Raw genomic sequence first — 14092 nt, 5'->3', positions numbered from 1 at the left:
TAAGCGCCTTACCTTGTTGCTTTTGATCAGAAAAAAAACACACAGTGGCGCGTTTTATGTGTGCCTTATTTAGGGGGAGTGCTTTAATAAAGGCCGCTGAGTGGTGATTTCACGCACAGAAAAGAGGCGTCTTGCTTGTGCGATAGACTAATTTTTTATGCTCAGGAGAACGTCCTTATTAAAGATGCACGATAGATGACTTGTTTGCACCTTCCTTAGGCTTCTATACTAATAGGCATTGTAAATGTTAAAAACGGGAATGACATGATAGATCAATTTATAAAGCAATTGGGTACCGGATTAGAGCAAGCCGCAGAGACGATTGGTAAGCTACCTAAAGCAGAAATTCAGGCGCAACTACACGAAGTTGCCCGAAATACATTAAGTAAAATGGATTTGGTTACACGAGAAGAGTTTGAAGTACAGGCGGCTATGTTGGCAAAATACCGTGAAAAATTGGCCATATTAGAAGCGCGTTTAAATGAACTGGAAAAGTAGCGTATAAAAAAGGCGCTCATAAGGGTAGATGAGCGCCTATCAAAAGACAGAAAGCGAGTAGCTATTCACTTCCAGCCTTGTTGCCAGTTGTCTGACGACTTCAGTACTTGCCAAGGTGTGGTATGTTGGTTCTTGTTTATCACGGCTTCAAGAACGCACTCTATAACCGTTTCTTCTTCGTCCCGAATGAGTTTGGTGACGATAAAATGCTTTTCTTTGTATTGTGGTGACGTTGATGTCCATTTAGACAAAAGTAATTTATTTGGGTTTATTTGATGCATGTGGATTTTGTAATCTCGTAAACGTAGACAAACAAAGATACGAAAGAAGTGAAGAGCCGGATTGCTTTTCACGATAAAAAGAACATTTTAAAATAGGATCAAGGAGTGATCATGAGTTTAGCAACCATTTACAGTCGTGCCCGAGTGGGTGTGGCGTCCCCTTTAGTCACAGTCGAAACCCATATATCGAACGGTTTACCTTCTTTAAATATTGTCGGATTGCCAGAAGCGGCGGTTCGAGAAGCAAAAGATCGTGTGCGTAGCGCGATTATTAATAGCCATTTCGAATTTCCCACCAGAAGAGTCACCATTAACCTTGCCCCTGCGGACTTACCCAAAGAAGGCGGTCGTTATGATTTAGCGATTGCGATCAGTGTGCTGGTCGCTTCAGGTCAATTAGGTGAAGTGAATCTTCAAGATATTGAATTTATTGGTGAGTTGGCATTATCGGGTGATATTCGTGGCGTGCCTGGTTTATTGCCGTCGGCGATTGCTTGTCATCAGGCTAATCGACAACTGATTCTTCCAGAAGACAATCAACAAGAAGCGGCTTTGGTTGAAAGTGATGCGGTGTTTGCAAAACACCTTACTCAAGTCACCGCGCACCTTCTAAAGCTGAGTAAGCTGCCGACCTGTGTTTCTAAACCGACGGCGCCGTTACCCTTGGACCACAAAGACATGCGTGATGTGAAAGGCCAATACCAAGCGCGACGAGCCTTGGAAGTCGCAGCGGCCGGTGGTCATAACCTCCTTTTTATTGGTCCGGCTGGCACTGGAAAAACCATGTTGGCATCGCGCTTGCCCAGTATCATGCCGGCCATGACTGAAGCTGAAGCGCTTGCCGTGGCGTCGGTTCAATCGGTCGCAGGGCGAAAGATGGGACTGGATTGGCATTGGTCAGAACGTCCATTTCGATCTCCGCACCATACTTGTTCCGCAGCGGCTCTTGTTGGAGGCGGTTCCATTCCTAAACCGGGAGAAGCCTCTTTGGCGCATTGTGGTGTTTTGTTCCTTGATGAGCTGCCAGAATTTGATCGTAAGGTTTTAGAGGTTTTGCGAGAACCGCTAGAAAGTGGTGAAGTGCATATTTCAAGGGCGCGTGGGCAGATGTCCTTTCCAGCGCGCTTCCAACTGGTTGCCGCGATGAACGCCAGCAACGAAGCATACAACGGCGGACAAGATTATTACCAATCCAGTGCCAGTCAAAAGTACCTCAAAAAACTCTCAGCGCCTTTTTTAGATCGTATCGACTTGCATGTGGAAGTGCCACCATTGCCGTCTAATGTTTTGGTGAACGCTCAAGAAGAGGGTGAATGCAGCGCCAGTATTCGTTTGCGCGTTGAAAAAGCCGTAGCAAGGCAACGAGCACGCCAAGGTGTACAAAATGCCTTGTTAAGCGGACGGCAGTTAGAATCTATTTGCGCCCTAAGCGACGACGATAAACACTTTATGCAGCAAGCGTTAGAAACCTTAAAGCTGTCAGCTCGCGCTTATCATCGGGTTTTAAAAGTGGCACTCACCTTAGCGGATCTAAATGATTCACCGGTAACCAGAGCGTATTTAATGGAATCGTTAAGTTATCGGAAAATGGAAAAAACCTTGTCGATGGCGGTTTCTTCTTGAGCGAAGCTCGTCATAGTGTATTAACGCCTTTTAAGCGGGTGATAAAAGCTGTTTTAACCGGTTTCATTTCGTTACACTCTTTGCCCTTATTTTATTTGTCTACTTGTGTGGATGGCTTTTAAGTGACGGTTTTGCCGCATAAAATAAAGTCATGAGTAGGTGATATATGATGGGATTAATAATAATTAATTGTGGTCACGTATTCGCTGTTGCTGACTTATCTTTGGCAAAGCAGAGTGGCGTAAATGGAGTTATACATTATGGTTATTCAGCTGTTCCCTCTTTGGGCATTGTTACTTTCTGTGCTTGCCTTTTTTCAACCGGACTTATTCGTCGGCTTGAAAACTCAAATTGTTCCATTACTGACAGTCATCATGTTAGCAATGGGGTTAACCCTAAGCCCAACAGACTTCAAACAAGTCCTTAAAAACCGTAAGGCCGTTGGTGTGGGTGTTATTCTGCAATTTTTAGTGATGCCGATAGCGGCGTTTGGTGTGGCGTTTGCGTTTGGTTTTGATACCGAGTTAACAGTTGGTATGTTGCTGGTTGGAAGCGTTGCGGGCGGTACGTCCTCGAATGTGATGTGTTATTTGGCGAAAGGCGATACCGCGTTGTCTATTTCCATGACCGCGATTTCGACCTTGATTGGTGTGATACTAACGCCTTTCTTAGTGTCTTTGATGATAGGTCAAAGTGTTGATGTGCCTGTGGCTGGTATGTTGTTGAGCCTACTCAAAATTGTATTGTTACCTGTTGCGGCGGGTGTGTTAATTAATACGTTTTTCTCGAAGTTTGTGCGCAAAGCAGAGCCGATTTTTCCTTACATTTCTATGTTCGCGATTGTCCTTATCATTGCGATTGTCGTGGCCTTGAGCGCGTCAAAAATTGTTCAAGTTGGCCTCATCGTAGCGGCTGCTGTAATTATCCATAATGCGATTGGTTTGACCTTAGGCTATTGGGTAACTTACTTACTTGGCTTTGATGCACGCGTATGTCGTACGATTGCATTTGAAGTGGGTTTGCAGAACTCAGGTTTGGCGGCGGCGTTGGCGGTAAAATTCTTCACGCCAATGGCGGCGTTGCCAGGTACTATTTTCAGTGTGTGGCACAATATTTCGGGTTCTTTGTTGGCGAGCTATTGGAGCCGTCGACCTGTTTTGGAAAATAACAGCGGAGACACTTCTAAATAAGCGTTTACGCGAGCGATAATAAAAGGGACGCCATTCTGGTGTCCCTTTTTTGTGCCTGATCGAACGGTTATGTCAGTGCGAGTCGATGTAATGTCGGGTACACTTAGTGCTGATTTTTAACCGCCGCACAAGCCAGAGTTTTTCCATGAGTGAGTCCCTTCCTTCCATATCCCAACGTTTGAGAAATCTAAACGAACGCCAACTCGATGCCGTTAAAAAAATCGATGGGCCTCTGCTGGTATTGGCCGGAGCGGGATCAGGAAAAACCAGTGTAATCACGACGAAAATCGCGTATTTGATTCAAACCTGTGGGTATAAAGCGAACAGCATTATCGCGGTAACATTTACGAACAAAGCCGCTCGAGAGATGAAAGAACGTGTTGTTGGTATGCTTTCTAAACAAGAAAGCCGAGGCTTGAGCATTTCTACCTTTCACAATTTAGGTTTACGCATTCTACGCAAAGAGTTTCGTCGGGCAGGTTTAAAAGAAGGCTTCACTTTATTTGATTCCCAAGACTCCCTTAGCTTGATCAAAGAAATTCTAGACAAAGAGTTTAACGGTCAAACGGACTCCGCAGGCTATTGTCAGAACACAGTGTCCAATTGGAAAAACGATCTAACGACACCACAAGAAGCCATGACCAACGCTGATACCGAAGAGTTTTTGTTGGCGGCGCAAGTTTACGCACAATATCAGCGTTATTTGCGTGCCTACAACGCGGTGGATTTTGATGACCTTATTTTGCTTCCTGTCAGCTTGTTAATGGCAGATGAAGCGTTGCGTGATCGCTGGCAGAAAAAAGTCCGCTATTTGCTGGTGGATGAGTGCCAAGACACCAACGGCAGTCAATATGAATTGATTCGTTTATTAGCAGGTTATAGACGCTGTTTTACCTTAGTGGGCGACGATGACCAATCCATCTACGCATGGCGTGGTGCGCGTCCTGAAAACCTAGAGCGCTTGTCGGTCGATTATCCAAACTTAAAACTGGTCAAGCTAGAGCAAAACTACCGTTCGACTAAAACCATTTTGAAAGCCGCCAATACGTTAATAGCGAACAATCCTCATATTCATGACAAAGCGTTGTGGAGTGACCATGAAATAGGCGATCCGATCCGTGTGATGGTCACCCGAAACGAAGACTCAGAATCGGAACGCGTGGCGGCTGAAATACAATCTCGTCATTTGCGCCATGACATTCCGTATCGAGATTTTGCTATTTTGTATCGAGGCAATCACCAGGCGCGTTTATTGGAAATTAAACTGCAAGCCTACCGGATTCCTTACAAAATGAATGGCGGCACGTCTTTTTTCTCCCGCGCGGAAATCAAAGATTTGATGGGGTATTTGCGTCTGTTAGTGAACCCATCAGATGACAATGCTTTTTTGCGAGTGGTGAATTTACCGAGACGAGAAATCGGCCCCGCAACACTAGAAAAAGTCGGTAACCTTGCCACTGAACGCGGCGTGAGTTTGTTTGAAGCGTCTGGTTACAAAGAGCTAGAAGAAAACATCACTGGCCGCTCGCTGAAAAGCCTGCAAGACTTCGAGAGTTGGATGTCTACCTTACGTAAACGTCTAGAAGGGGCGTCTCCCGTGCCAGTGATAGAGCAAATGATTCATGACATGGATTATTACGGTTGGATTCAAGAGCAAACGTCTTCGTCTAAAGCGGGCGATCGTCGCATCGAAAACGTGCGCTTCTTACTGGATTCTATTCAACGCATGATGGAGTCCGCTTGGGAAGAAGACGAAACTGCCGGTTTGGATCAGGCGATTAGCAAGCTGCTATTGATTGACATGCTAGAGCGCCAAGAAGAAGAGGAAGACGAAGATAAAGTACAACTTCTGACACTTCATGCGTCTAAAGGCTTAGAGTATCCGCATGTTTTTTTGATCGGCTGTGAAGAAGAACTTTTGCCCCACAGGAACAGTATAGAAAACGACGACATCGAAGAAGAGCGTCGTCTGGCTTACGTTGGCATAACACGGGCGAAAAAAACCTTATGCATTACAATGGCCGCGAAACGCCGACAATACGGTGAAGAAATCGACTGTTTACCAAGTCGGTTCCTTGATGAACTTCCAGAAGAAGACTTGGTTTGGGAGGGTCGAGGTGACGAAGGAGAGAGCGCGAAAAAAGAACGTGGTCAGGCGTCATTGTCGGCATTAAAAGCCATGTTAAACGGCTAGCACACGACGCTGAAAAAAACTAATCTTTGCTGTTGTCTATCATGTATTCAATAGCGAGTTTCAGCTCATCATCACTGCAATCAAAGCATAAACCTTTTGGCGGCATGGCTTTAATGCCGCTGATCGCGTCTTTTAGCAATGTATCTAAGCCTTTATCGATTCGCGGTTGCCAGTCTTCATGGTTACCAAATCGCGGCGCCCCTGCAACACCGCTCATATGACAAGCAACGCAATAAGTATTAAAAACTTGTTCACCTGAACGTGCCGCACCGGCCAGCGAAGAAAGCCCTATGGCAAAACAAACGGCACCAAGAATACTTAAACGTTTAATGGAAGGCGGGATAGAAACAGTCACAATGAATCCTTAGTGATTAAGAGTAAAAAACGATACAGTTATTTAAACACAAAGGCGTGAATCTACTCGCGTATTTTTTTGTTTAGCGTTGTTCCTCACCTTTACTTTATTTTTGTAACACGTCCATTAGACAAGGAAACAAACATGACCATTGAACTCGTACTCGTCGCCAACATTCGCGCGCACTCTGGCAAAAGCGCGGCCTTAAAAGCCGCTTTAGAAGCTTTATTGGTGCCAACCCGCGCGGAAGTGGGTTGTTTGCAATATGACCTTCATCAAAATAACAAGACTCCGGGAGCGTTCGTCTACTTCGAACGTTGGACCGACTACGATGTGTGGCAGGACCATATGAAAACGGATCATATCAAGACGTTTTTAGAAGTAACCAAAGACGTTATTGCAGAATTTGATGTGACTGAATTGCATAAGATAGGCTAAGTTTTTTTCCATGAGTTAGTTGTTTGCGGTGTAAACAGCTAACTAGAAAAGCTTTTGATACCAAAGCAATAAAAAACAGCTTATATCTGTTCTTTATTGCTTTAAGCACTGGAATCCTGAGTGATTTCCTTTAGAATACGCACACCAATTTGTGATGGCCTTGTTAGCACCTTGCAACAGAATTAGCGCCACGCAATCATAATGCGCCCGTAGCTCAGCTGGATAGAGCGTCGCCCTCCGGAGGCGAAGGATCGGCCGAAATGGTCACCGTAGGGCACAGGACAGAAAAGTAAGTGAAAAGATATGCACCCGTAGCTCAGCTGGATAGAGCGCGCCCCTCCGGAGGGTGAGGTCGGAGGTTCAAATCCTCTCGGGTGCACCATTTATTCAATTAATTCAGTGGCTTACACGGGGTTTAGCGTTTAACTCTTCCCAGAATACCCCATTTCCTTTTTCTTAGTACTAATACTGTATTTCAAATAACACTCTTCAAGCAGTCTCAAATGTCCTTCGCTTTTTGTGACCAAAATGGCCTCTTTTTTGTCTTGTGACCAAAATGTGACCATATGGTGACCAAAATGATTTTCGGGTCATTTTAAGCATCGAAATTTTCGCTAGTTACTCTTCATCTTTTTGTATTTCTAGTAAGTCTTCGATTCCACATCCTAAGTAATTACATAGCTGTTCCAGTACTTCGAACTCTACGCGCACTGCTGTCTCATGATATAGGCGCGTAATAGTTCCTCTATTAATTCCTGTCTCATTAGAAACGTCTGAAATTTTGAGTTTCTTTTCACCCATAATTTTAGATAAGTGACATTTTATCATCTTAAACCTCAAAAAATGATCTACAGAAGATCAAAAAGACTTGCAATAGATCTAAAATAGACTATTATGATCTATAGAAGATCATTAAAGTCTTTTGAAGATCCTAATAACTTATAGGAGTTTAATATTATGTCACAAACATATCTAACAACCGAAGAACTTTCTGGACGCATCAAGTACGACAGTAAGACTATTCGTCGAAAATTAAAAGACTCGGTTCTTATTGAGGGTATCCATTACTTCCGACCATTCGGAGGTCGCAAAATTTTGTACATCTGGGAGCAGATAGAGGAAGACATGTTTAAAGTTCCTGCCATTAACACATTGATGGCTGGTGTCCACTAGGAGGGTATATGGGAAGCATTAACGTTAGAAGCGGTAAGTTACTATTGGATTTTCGTTTTAAGGGTGAGCGCTGTCGTGAGCAGACTAAACTGACGGATTCTCCTGCGAACAAGAAGCGAGCTAAGCAAATTCTTGATCGTATAGAGGCTGAAATCACATTGGGTACATTTAAGTATTGGGATTATTTTCCAAACAGCAAAAAAGCGGATTTGTTTCTAGAACAGAAGGATATGTTGACTGAACATACTGCAAAAAAGGCAAGAAAAACGCTTTTATTCAAAGAGTTTGCAGAGCTTTGGTTTGATGAGAAAAAGATCGAGTGGAGAAACTCGCATACACTTTCAGTGAGAAGTAGCATTGATGTGTATTCAATACCTTATTTCGGTGATAAAGAAGTCGGCAGCATCACAAAAGCAGACATACTAAATTTTCGTTCAACTCTCGCCAAAGAACCCAAACGGAAAAATAGTGCTCTTAAGCCTGCATCAATCAACAAGATAATGACGCCTCTCCGAATGATTATTAATGAAGCCGCCGACCGATACGAGTTTACCTCTCCTTGGAAGGGAATTAAATCGTTAAAGATCATGAAAACAGACATAGATCCATTTTCTTTGGATCAAGTGAATTTGATTATTCAGTCGGTGAGAAGGGACTTTAAAAACTATTTCACAGTGCGTTTCTTTACGGGAATGCGTACAGGCGAAATTGATGGTCTTAAGTGGAAGTACGTCGATTTTGAAAGGGGACAGATTTTGATTCGTGAAACCTGGGTAAAAGGAGAGTTCACTTACACTAAAACAGACGGCTCGCAGCGTGAGATTTATATGTCTCAGCCAGTTTATGACGCATTAAAAGCGCAATACAAAATGACACATGATCAGAGTCTAGTGTTTTGCAATATTGATGGTAGCCCTCTTAAGAGTGACACAGTTACGAAACGTATTTGGTATCCATTGTTAAGGCTATTAGATCTCAAGAAACGTCGTCCTTATCAGACGCGTCATACAGCGGCTACGCTTTGGTTAGCGTCGGGTGAAAACCCAGAATGGATTGCTCGTCAGATGGGTCATACCACGACGGAAATGTTATTTCGTGTGTACTCACGGTATGTTCCGAATTTAACCCGACAAGATGGTTCAGCCTTTGATCGTCTATTGTTGCAAGAACACATAAAGTTAACCGAGCAAAAATCTGAGACTGGAGAATAAAGTATGGCTAAATCGAATGTTTGGGTGACACCTAAGGCTGGAAAGTTTTCAAAGATGCTAATTGATGACCTTCATATTATTGATGGCGTAGGTTTAGCCTCTATACTTAATTTGGCTCCAGTTTATACAAATAGTGAAGCTGTGGCACTCTGGGTGCAAGAAAAGCTAACCAATGAATATGAGCGCTATTCTGATTATGGGCTTTTGAGGTGTTCTTTAGTTGGGAGTGTTCCGGCTTTTTTGCAAGGAGAATGTTGGTAATCAGTAATGGTAAGGTAGGGAATGCTACTCCCTACCTTCGAGTGTTGTACTTTCAATTATGGAGTGAAAATGGATATATCAACATTAGATAAATTGGACCTTAGTAAAAATTGTGCCAATGTCATTCTTTGGTTGAAGCAGCAAAGTTCCCAGCAATGCTGGGACTTGTCTGATGATGAAATGGCGACATTACTTGGGGGGATTCAAACAGAGAAATGGAAGTATTGGCAGGAAACCAGTGAAGAGATTGGAATGCTAGATTTAGAGCTCAAAATAATAGAACGATTATCTTTATTGGCTGGTATTTATAAGGCGATACACCAAAGTGTACCAATTGGCTTACATTACAGCTCTTTTAAAAGACCTATTAATCATCCTCTTTTTGAGGGGCTTTCGGTTAAAGAATATTTGTTAAAAAATAGTTCGATTAATGATTTTTATGAGGTTAGAGATTTCTTTTTAAGTAGGATGTGAACGAATTGGATCCTCTAGTTCATTCTGTCCATGTCATACTAACTTTTAAAAGTTAGTCGTTTAAATACATTTCAGCCATATCATCCAATCTTGCTTTTACGCCTTTCCAGTTAGGCATTACTTGGGTTAATAAACGCCAGAAACGCTCACTGTGGTTGTGTTCTGCGATATGGCAAAGTTCGTGCAAAATCACGTAATCAATGCATTCTTTAGGTGCTTTAATAAGGTGAGGGTTGAGTATCAGGTTGCCTTTGGTAGAACAGCTTCCCCATTATTTTTTCATTGCCATTACACGAAAGGAGGGTATGTCTTTTACCCAGGTCGTTTTTGGCAATAATGCTGCCAATCGCTCGTGGAAAATCGCTTTCGCTTTGTACTGATACCATTTGTCGATGAGTGGCTTAATTATCACCAGCCGGTTGTTTTGATTCTCTGGTATATCGTCTTTACTGATTTCATCTTTGAGTGTGACGTTTAATTTACCACGGCTTAGCTTTATGTTTGGGGCTTGCTCGGCATCAACGATGACTTTTAGCACATAGCGCTTACCTAAATAAAATTGGGTTTCGCCACTGACATAGCGTTTAGGTAAAACTGCGTCTTTTTGCTTTGCAAATTCATCAATGCTTTGCCAAATCCACCTTGCACGTTTTTGGATGGCTTCTTTAATTACATCTTCGTTAGCATCAATGGGAGCAGTCGCAACGACACGCTGATCAGGGTGAACTTTTATCACCACCTTACGAACTTGCTTTTTAGCGGGATTAGCAAACATAGGTTTACGGATCACATCATAGTGAATTGTGTCATTACCATAAGTGAAAACGCCTCGATCATTGGTTGTCGCTTCGTTTTCTTTTGGGCAAATAGCGTTTGAAACTGTTTTTTGAGTCACTTGAATTAATCTCTTGCTATGCCCAAACGGGTTATCTTTAACACTTCCTCAATCAACTTTTGAGCGTTATTAAGGCCAAGATCACCAAACAACATAGGCAACAGTTTCATGTGAATAGCATTATCAATTTCTGCTGGGTTAATGGAATACTCAGCAACCGCATCTTTCACTACAGTATCAATATTGAAGGCAAGTATGACTAGCTTTTTATTATCCAGTGCCTTCTCAGTTAAGAATTCAGCATCAAATAGATGTTTGTACAAACCAAAATAAGCTTGTGCATGTTTATTTAACTTGCCAGCATCATCAACAAAATCCTTGGGAATATCAGCCACTTTGCGATCTTTCACTTCCTGTTCAAAGTCAGCAAAGAGAATGTATTGTTTAACTGGTGCATCAAACATGGCTCTAGCATCTTCAATCGTCTTTTTAAGCATTTTAGAAAAATACTCTTGGGCATAAGGATCATCTTTTAAGTCTTGCGTAATCATTTTTGTAATTCGCCCAGTAATCTTATCCGTTTGGTTACGAGCCTCGTCATCGCTAATATCCTGCGGCTTTACGTCTTTTCCTAAGTTGCCAATCAAATACGCACCATCCGGCTCTTTTACTTCAATGCCAGCGATGTGCTTATCAAGCAAGCTTCTAATGTCTTCGGCGTACTCGTCATAATTGATGGTATCGTCTGCATCTTCACGTACTTGTTTACGTAAATCGACAAAAGCTTTTAAGTCACGTTTATATAAGTCACGTGGGTTACCAGATGTTGAGGAGCCATCGTATGACTTATCTTTGAAGTACGTCGCCGATTGCAGGGCTACTTTCATGCAGTTTGAGAATGTAGTAAGAGTAGAATAAAAATCATCACGCTTTCTAAGATTGGTATCCGTTAGTCTACCGTTAACCTCTTGCACTTTTGGCGCTAATGTTTGGCGCAACGCTGGGCCATCTTGCTTGTTTATAACGCCGTCAAATATCGCCCACAAATCACTGTGTAATCCCGGAAGTTTTTTGTATTCCGTATCCATGCGGTTGTACAAACCTTTCAGGTCATCTATATCAAAGCCGCCTTGGGTACGCTCGGCAAGGTCTTGGTACTTCTCAATGGTGGTATCAAGCTCTTTGAGTATGCCTCGGTAGTCAATTAAGTAACCAAAAAGTTTTTTACTATGCAAGCGGTTTACACGAGCAATAGCTTGAATAAGATTATGTTCTCGGAGAGGCTTGTCGATATACAACACGGTGTTCTTCGGTTCATCAAACCCCATTAGAAGCTTATCAACCACGATCATGATGTCAGGACCATCGTCTCTGCTAAAGTCTTCAATAATGGCTTTGGTGTAGGCTTTCTCGTCTATTTCGTTAACGTTTGCTTCCCACCAGTTTTGAACAATGTCTTTGCTTTCTTGATCTACCGCCTCATGCCCCTCGCGGGTATCAGGCGCCGACATAGCAACAACCGATGTAACCGTACCAATTTTATCGAGTGCTTTTTTGTAGCGAATGGCAGAGGCTTTTGAGTCGCATGCCAATTGGCCTTTTAAGCCTTGTTGTTTAAAGTTTTGGAAGTGATCGGCGATATCATATGCAATTAGATCAATACGACCTTCGGTTTGATAAATTTGACCTTTTTGTGAAAACTTTCGCTTCAGATCTGTTTTTTGTTTGTCGCTCAGTTTGCTGGTGCTGCGCTCAAACCATGCATCAATGGCTTTTTCGTTAACGTTTAATTCAGGAATACGCTCTTCATACAACAGTGGCGTAACGGTTTTATCTTCAACCGCTTGCTGCATAGTGTAAGAGTGAATGATCTTGCCGAACTTGTTTTCGGTTTTGTCATCTTTTAACAAAGGCGTGCCCGTAAAGGCAATATAGGCCGCTTTAGGCAGCGTCTGCTGCATACGGATATTATTCTCACCGTTTTGGCTACGATGGCCTTCATCCACTAACACAATTATATTGGGGCTGTCGTTGTAACAGTCTTTGTGTTTTATAGCCGAGCCAAACTTATTAATAATCGAGAAAATAACTCGCTCATTTCCTTTACCTATTTGCTCGGCTAAACGCTTACCCGTAGTCGCCATGGAATCTTTTTTATCACGGTCGGTTAATACACCGCCAGATGCAAAGGTACTGCTTAGTTGGTTTTCTAAGTCCACTCGGTCAGTGACAATGATCACGCGGCATTGTGCTAGCTCTTCAAGCCAAATTAGCGCTTTGGATAAAAACACCATAGTAAACGACTTACCACTCACCGTTGTGTGCCAAATAACACCGCCTTCTCGTGCGCCTGAATCATCAAAAGTATTAATACGCTCTATTAGTGCCTTGATGCCAAACACTTGCTGATATCGACCCACTATCTTGCCCACTTTTTTATCAAACAAAGTAAACAAGCGAGTCATATCTAACAGGCGCTCAGGGCTCAGTAAGCTTAAAATGAGCCTATCTTGGTCAGTAACCGTTAAGTCACCCGCAGCAACAAGGGAAAGGTAATCATCTTTTACCTTTACAGGGCGATGACTAAATAGTGAGGTTAGCTGTTCATCGCTTAATTTATGGTTTTTAAGCCTGACGAACTCGGCTTCTGGAATTAGTTCTTCCTTCCACTTCGCCCAGAATTTTTCTGGGGTGCCACATGTGGCGTATAAGCCGTCATGACCATTTACCGTTAATAGCAATTGGCTGTAGGCATACAAATGAGGAATTTCAGCTTGACCTTGATTACGAATGTGTTGAGAAATTGCTTCTGTATTGGTCGATTTGCCTTCTTTATTCGAGTCTGGGCGTTTCGCCTCAATCACGACTAATGGCAAGCCATTAACAAAACACACAATATCAGGGATGCGATTCCCCGTGCCTTCGGCATTTTGAACAACAAGCTCTTCGGTAAAATGAAACTGATTGTTTTCAATATTATGCCAATCAATCAGCTTAATAGTGGGGGAGGTTTTTTTACCGTCTATGAATTCAGTAACGCTCACGCCATACATCAATGCATTATAAATTTTCTCGTTAGCCGCCTTTAACCCTAAGTTCATGGCAGGATTAAGCTCATGCATCACCTTATCAATCGTTGCAAGCGATAAAGTATGCTCTTTACCTGCAAACGAAAAGGTCTGCTTAGCTAAAAAAGCCCGCATTACAGGTAACAGCACAACCTGATGGGTGCTTTTCTTATCGCTTACTAGAGTGTTGCCACGCAGTGCTTCGCATTCACTCGGTGGGATAAAGGTGTAGCCCAAATTTGTGAGTAAAGACAGCGCAGGAATTTTCGCACTGAATTCTTCCGTGTAATTGATGGATTTTTGAGAAGTTACTTCCATATTAAGTGCTTTTTTTATTATCTAATTGGTGAACGGCAGGCATAAAAAAACCGCCAAGGTTGCGCGTTACTCTTTTGATCTGAGATAAAAGAGTACTAAGCGTGACGGTCATGTTGCTGTCATTTTCGTAGGAATTGATGATGCCGTCAATAAAAAATAAAAATCGACTCATC

At 42.7% G+C, this 14092-nt stretch carries 14 protein-coding genes, 1 tRNA gene and 1 pseudogene; 10 read left to right on the top strand and 6 right to left on the bottom strand.

From position 1 onward, the window contains the following. Window positions 1-264 precede the first annotated feature (264 nt). Window positions 265-498, top strand: a complete 234-nt coding sequence (locus MP3633_RS15810) for an accessory factor UbiK family protein (protein WP_112141131.1) — start codon at window positions 265-267, stop codon at window positions 496-498. 65 nt (window positions 499-563) lie between these two features. Here the strand turns inward: MP3633_RS15810 and MP3633_RS15805 are convergent, their stop codons facing one another. Continuing rightward, entirely contained in the window at window positions 564-851 is a 288-nt protein-coding gene (locus MP3633_RS15805; RefSeq protein ID WP_342356103.1) for a TIGR02450 family Trp-rich protein, read from the bottom strand. Between the two features lie 39 nt (window positions 852-890). Here MP3633_RS15805 and MP3633_RS15800 point away from each other — a divergent pair, with 39 nt between their 5' ends. The 3 genes from MP3633_RS15800 (at window position 891) to rep (ending at window position 5786) form a co-directional block, all read left to right on the top strand. Then, a complete protein-coding gene (locus MP3633_RS15800) occupies window positions 891-2402 on the top strand; it encodes a YifB family Mg chelatase-like AAA ATPase (protein WP_176336249.1) in 1512 nt (503 codons plus the stop codon). Window positions 2403-2662: 260 nt separating this feature from the next. Further along, window positions 2663-3592, top strand: a complete 930-nt coding sequence (locus MP3633_RS15795) for a bile acid:sodium symporter family protein (RefSeq protein ID WP_176336248.1) — start codon at window positions 2663-2665, stop codon at window positions 3590-3592. Between the two features lie 145 nt (window positions 3593-3737). Next, window positions 3738-5786 carry a DNA helicase Rep gene (gene rep / locus MP3633_RS15790; protein ID WP_176336247.1) on the top strand — a complete coding sequence of 683 codons (2049 nt, stop codon included), beginning with the start codon at window positions 3738-3740 and terminating at the stop codon, window positions 5784-5786. 19 nt (window positions 5787-5805) lie between these two features. Here the strand turns inward: rep and MP3633_RS15785 are convergent, their stop codons facing one another. Next, a complete protein-coding gene (locus tag MP3633_RS15785) occupies window positions 5806-6141 on the bottom strand; it encodes a c-type cytochrome (RefSeq protein ID WP_239495607.1) in 336 nt (111 codons plus the stop codon). Between the two features lie 144 nt (window positions 6142-6285). Between MP3633_RS15785 and MP3633_RS15780 the strand changes: the two genes are divergently transcribed. Together MP3633_RS15780 and MP3633_RS15775 are read left to right on the top strand one after the other, a co-directional pair. Beyond that, a complete protein-coding gene (locus MP3633_RS15780) occupies window positions 6286-6579 on the top strand; it encodes a putative quinol monooxygenase (protein WP_176336246.1) in 294 nt (97 codons plus the stop codon). 305 nt (window positions 6580-6884) lie between these two features. Further along, window positions 6885-6961: transfer RNA gene (locus MP3633_RS15775), tRNA-Arg, on the top strand. Window positions 6962-7197: 236 nt separating this feature from the next. Here MP3633_RS15775 and MP3633_RS15770 read toward each other — a convergent pair. Next, the gene (locus MP3633_RS15770) at window positions 7198-7407 is read right to left on the bottom strand and encodes a helix-turn-helix domain-containing protein (protein WP_176336245.1); all 210 of its coding nucleotides are present in this window, start codon (window positions 7405-7407) and stop codon (window positions 7198-7200) included. Window positions 7408-7536: 129 nt separating this feature from the next. On the opposite strand from MP3633_RS15770, the gene MP3633_RS15765 reads away from it, so the two are divergent. From MP3633_RS15765 to MP3633_RS15750, 4 genes are all read left to right on the top strand, one after another. Further along, window positions 7537-7752 (top strand): hypothetical protein, encoded by a 216-nt coding sequence (locus MP3633_RS15765; protein ID WP_176336244.1) that lies wholly within the window; start codon window positions 7537-7539, stop codon window positions 7750-7752. Between the two features lie 8 nt (window positions 7753-7760). Continuing rightward, complete coding sequence (locus MP3633_RS15760) at window positions 7761-8963, top strand: Arm DNA-binding domain-containing protein (protein WP_176336243.1); 1203 nt, start codon at window positions 7761-7763, stop codon at window positions 8961-8963. A gap of 3 nt (window positions 8964-8966) precedes the next feature. Further along, on the top strand, window positions 8967-9224 hold the full coding sequence (locus MP3633_RS15755; RefSeq protein WP_176336242.1) for a hypothetical protein: 258 nt from the start codon (window positions 8967-8969) through the stop codon (window positions 9222-9224). Between the two features lie 69 nt (window positions 9225-9293). Then, window positions 9294-9698 (top strand): hypothetical protein, encoded by a 405-nt coding sequence (locus MP3633_RS15750; protein ID WP_176336241.1) that lies wholly within the window; start codon window positions 9294-9296, stop codon window positions 9696-9698. A 52-nt stretch (window positions 9699-9750) separates the two neighbouring features. Here the strand turns inward: MP3633_RS15750 and MP3633_RS19000 are convergent. From MP3633_RS19000 to MP3633_RS15735, 3 genes and pseudogenes are all read right to left on the bottom strand, one after another. Further along, window positions 9751-10473 (bottom strand): annotated as a pseudogene (locus tag MP3633_RS19000) (M48 family metallopeptidase). A 125-nt stretch (window positions 10474-10598) separates the two neighbouring features. Beyond that, entirely contained in the window at window positions 10599-13919 is a 3321-nt protein-coding gene (locus MP3633_RS15740; protein WP_176336240.1) for a type I restriction endonuclease subunit R, read from the bottom strand. 1 nt (window position 13920) lies between these two features. Further along, window positions 13921-14091 (bottom strand): hypothetical protein, encoded by a 171-nt coding sequence (locus tag MP3633_RS15735; RefSeq protein WP_176336239.1) that lies wholly within the window; start codon window positions 14089-14091, stop codon window positions 13921-13923. Window position 14092 lies beyond the last annotated feature (1 nt).

The sequence above is a fragment of the Marinomonas primoryensis genome (assembly GCF_013372285.1).
Classification (GTDB): domain Bacteria; phylum Pseudomonadota; class Gammaproteobacteria; order Pseudomonadales; family Marinomonadaceae; genus Marinomonas; species Marinomonas primoryensis.
This window is presented reverse-complemented; position numbering and strand designations above follow the sequence as displayed.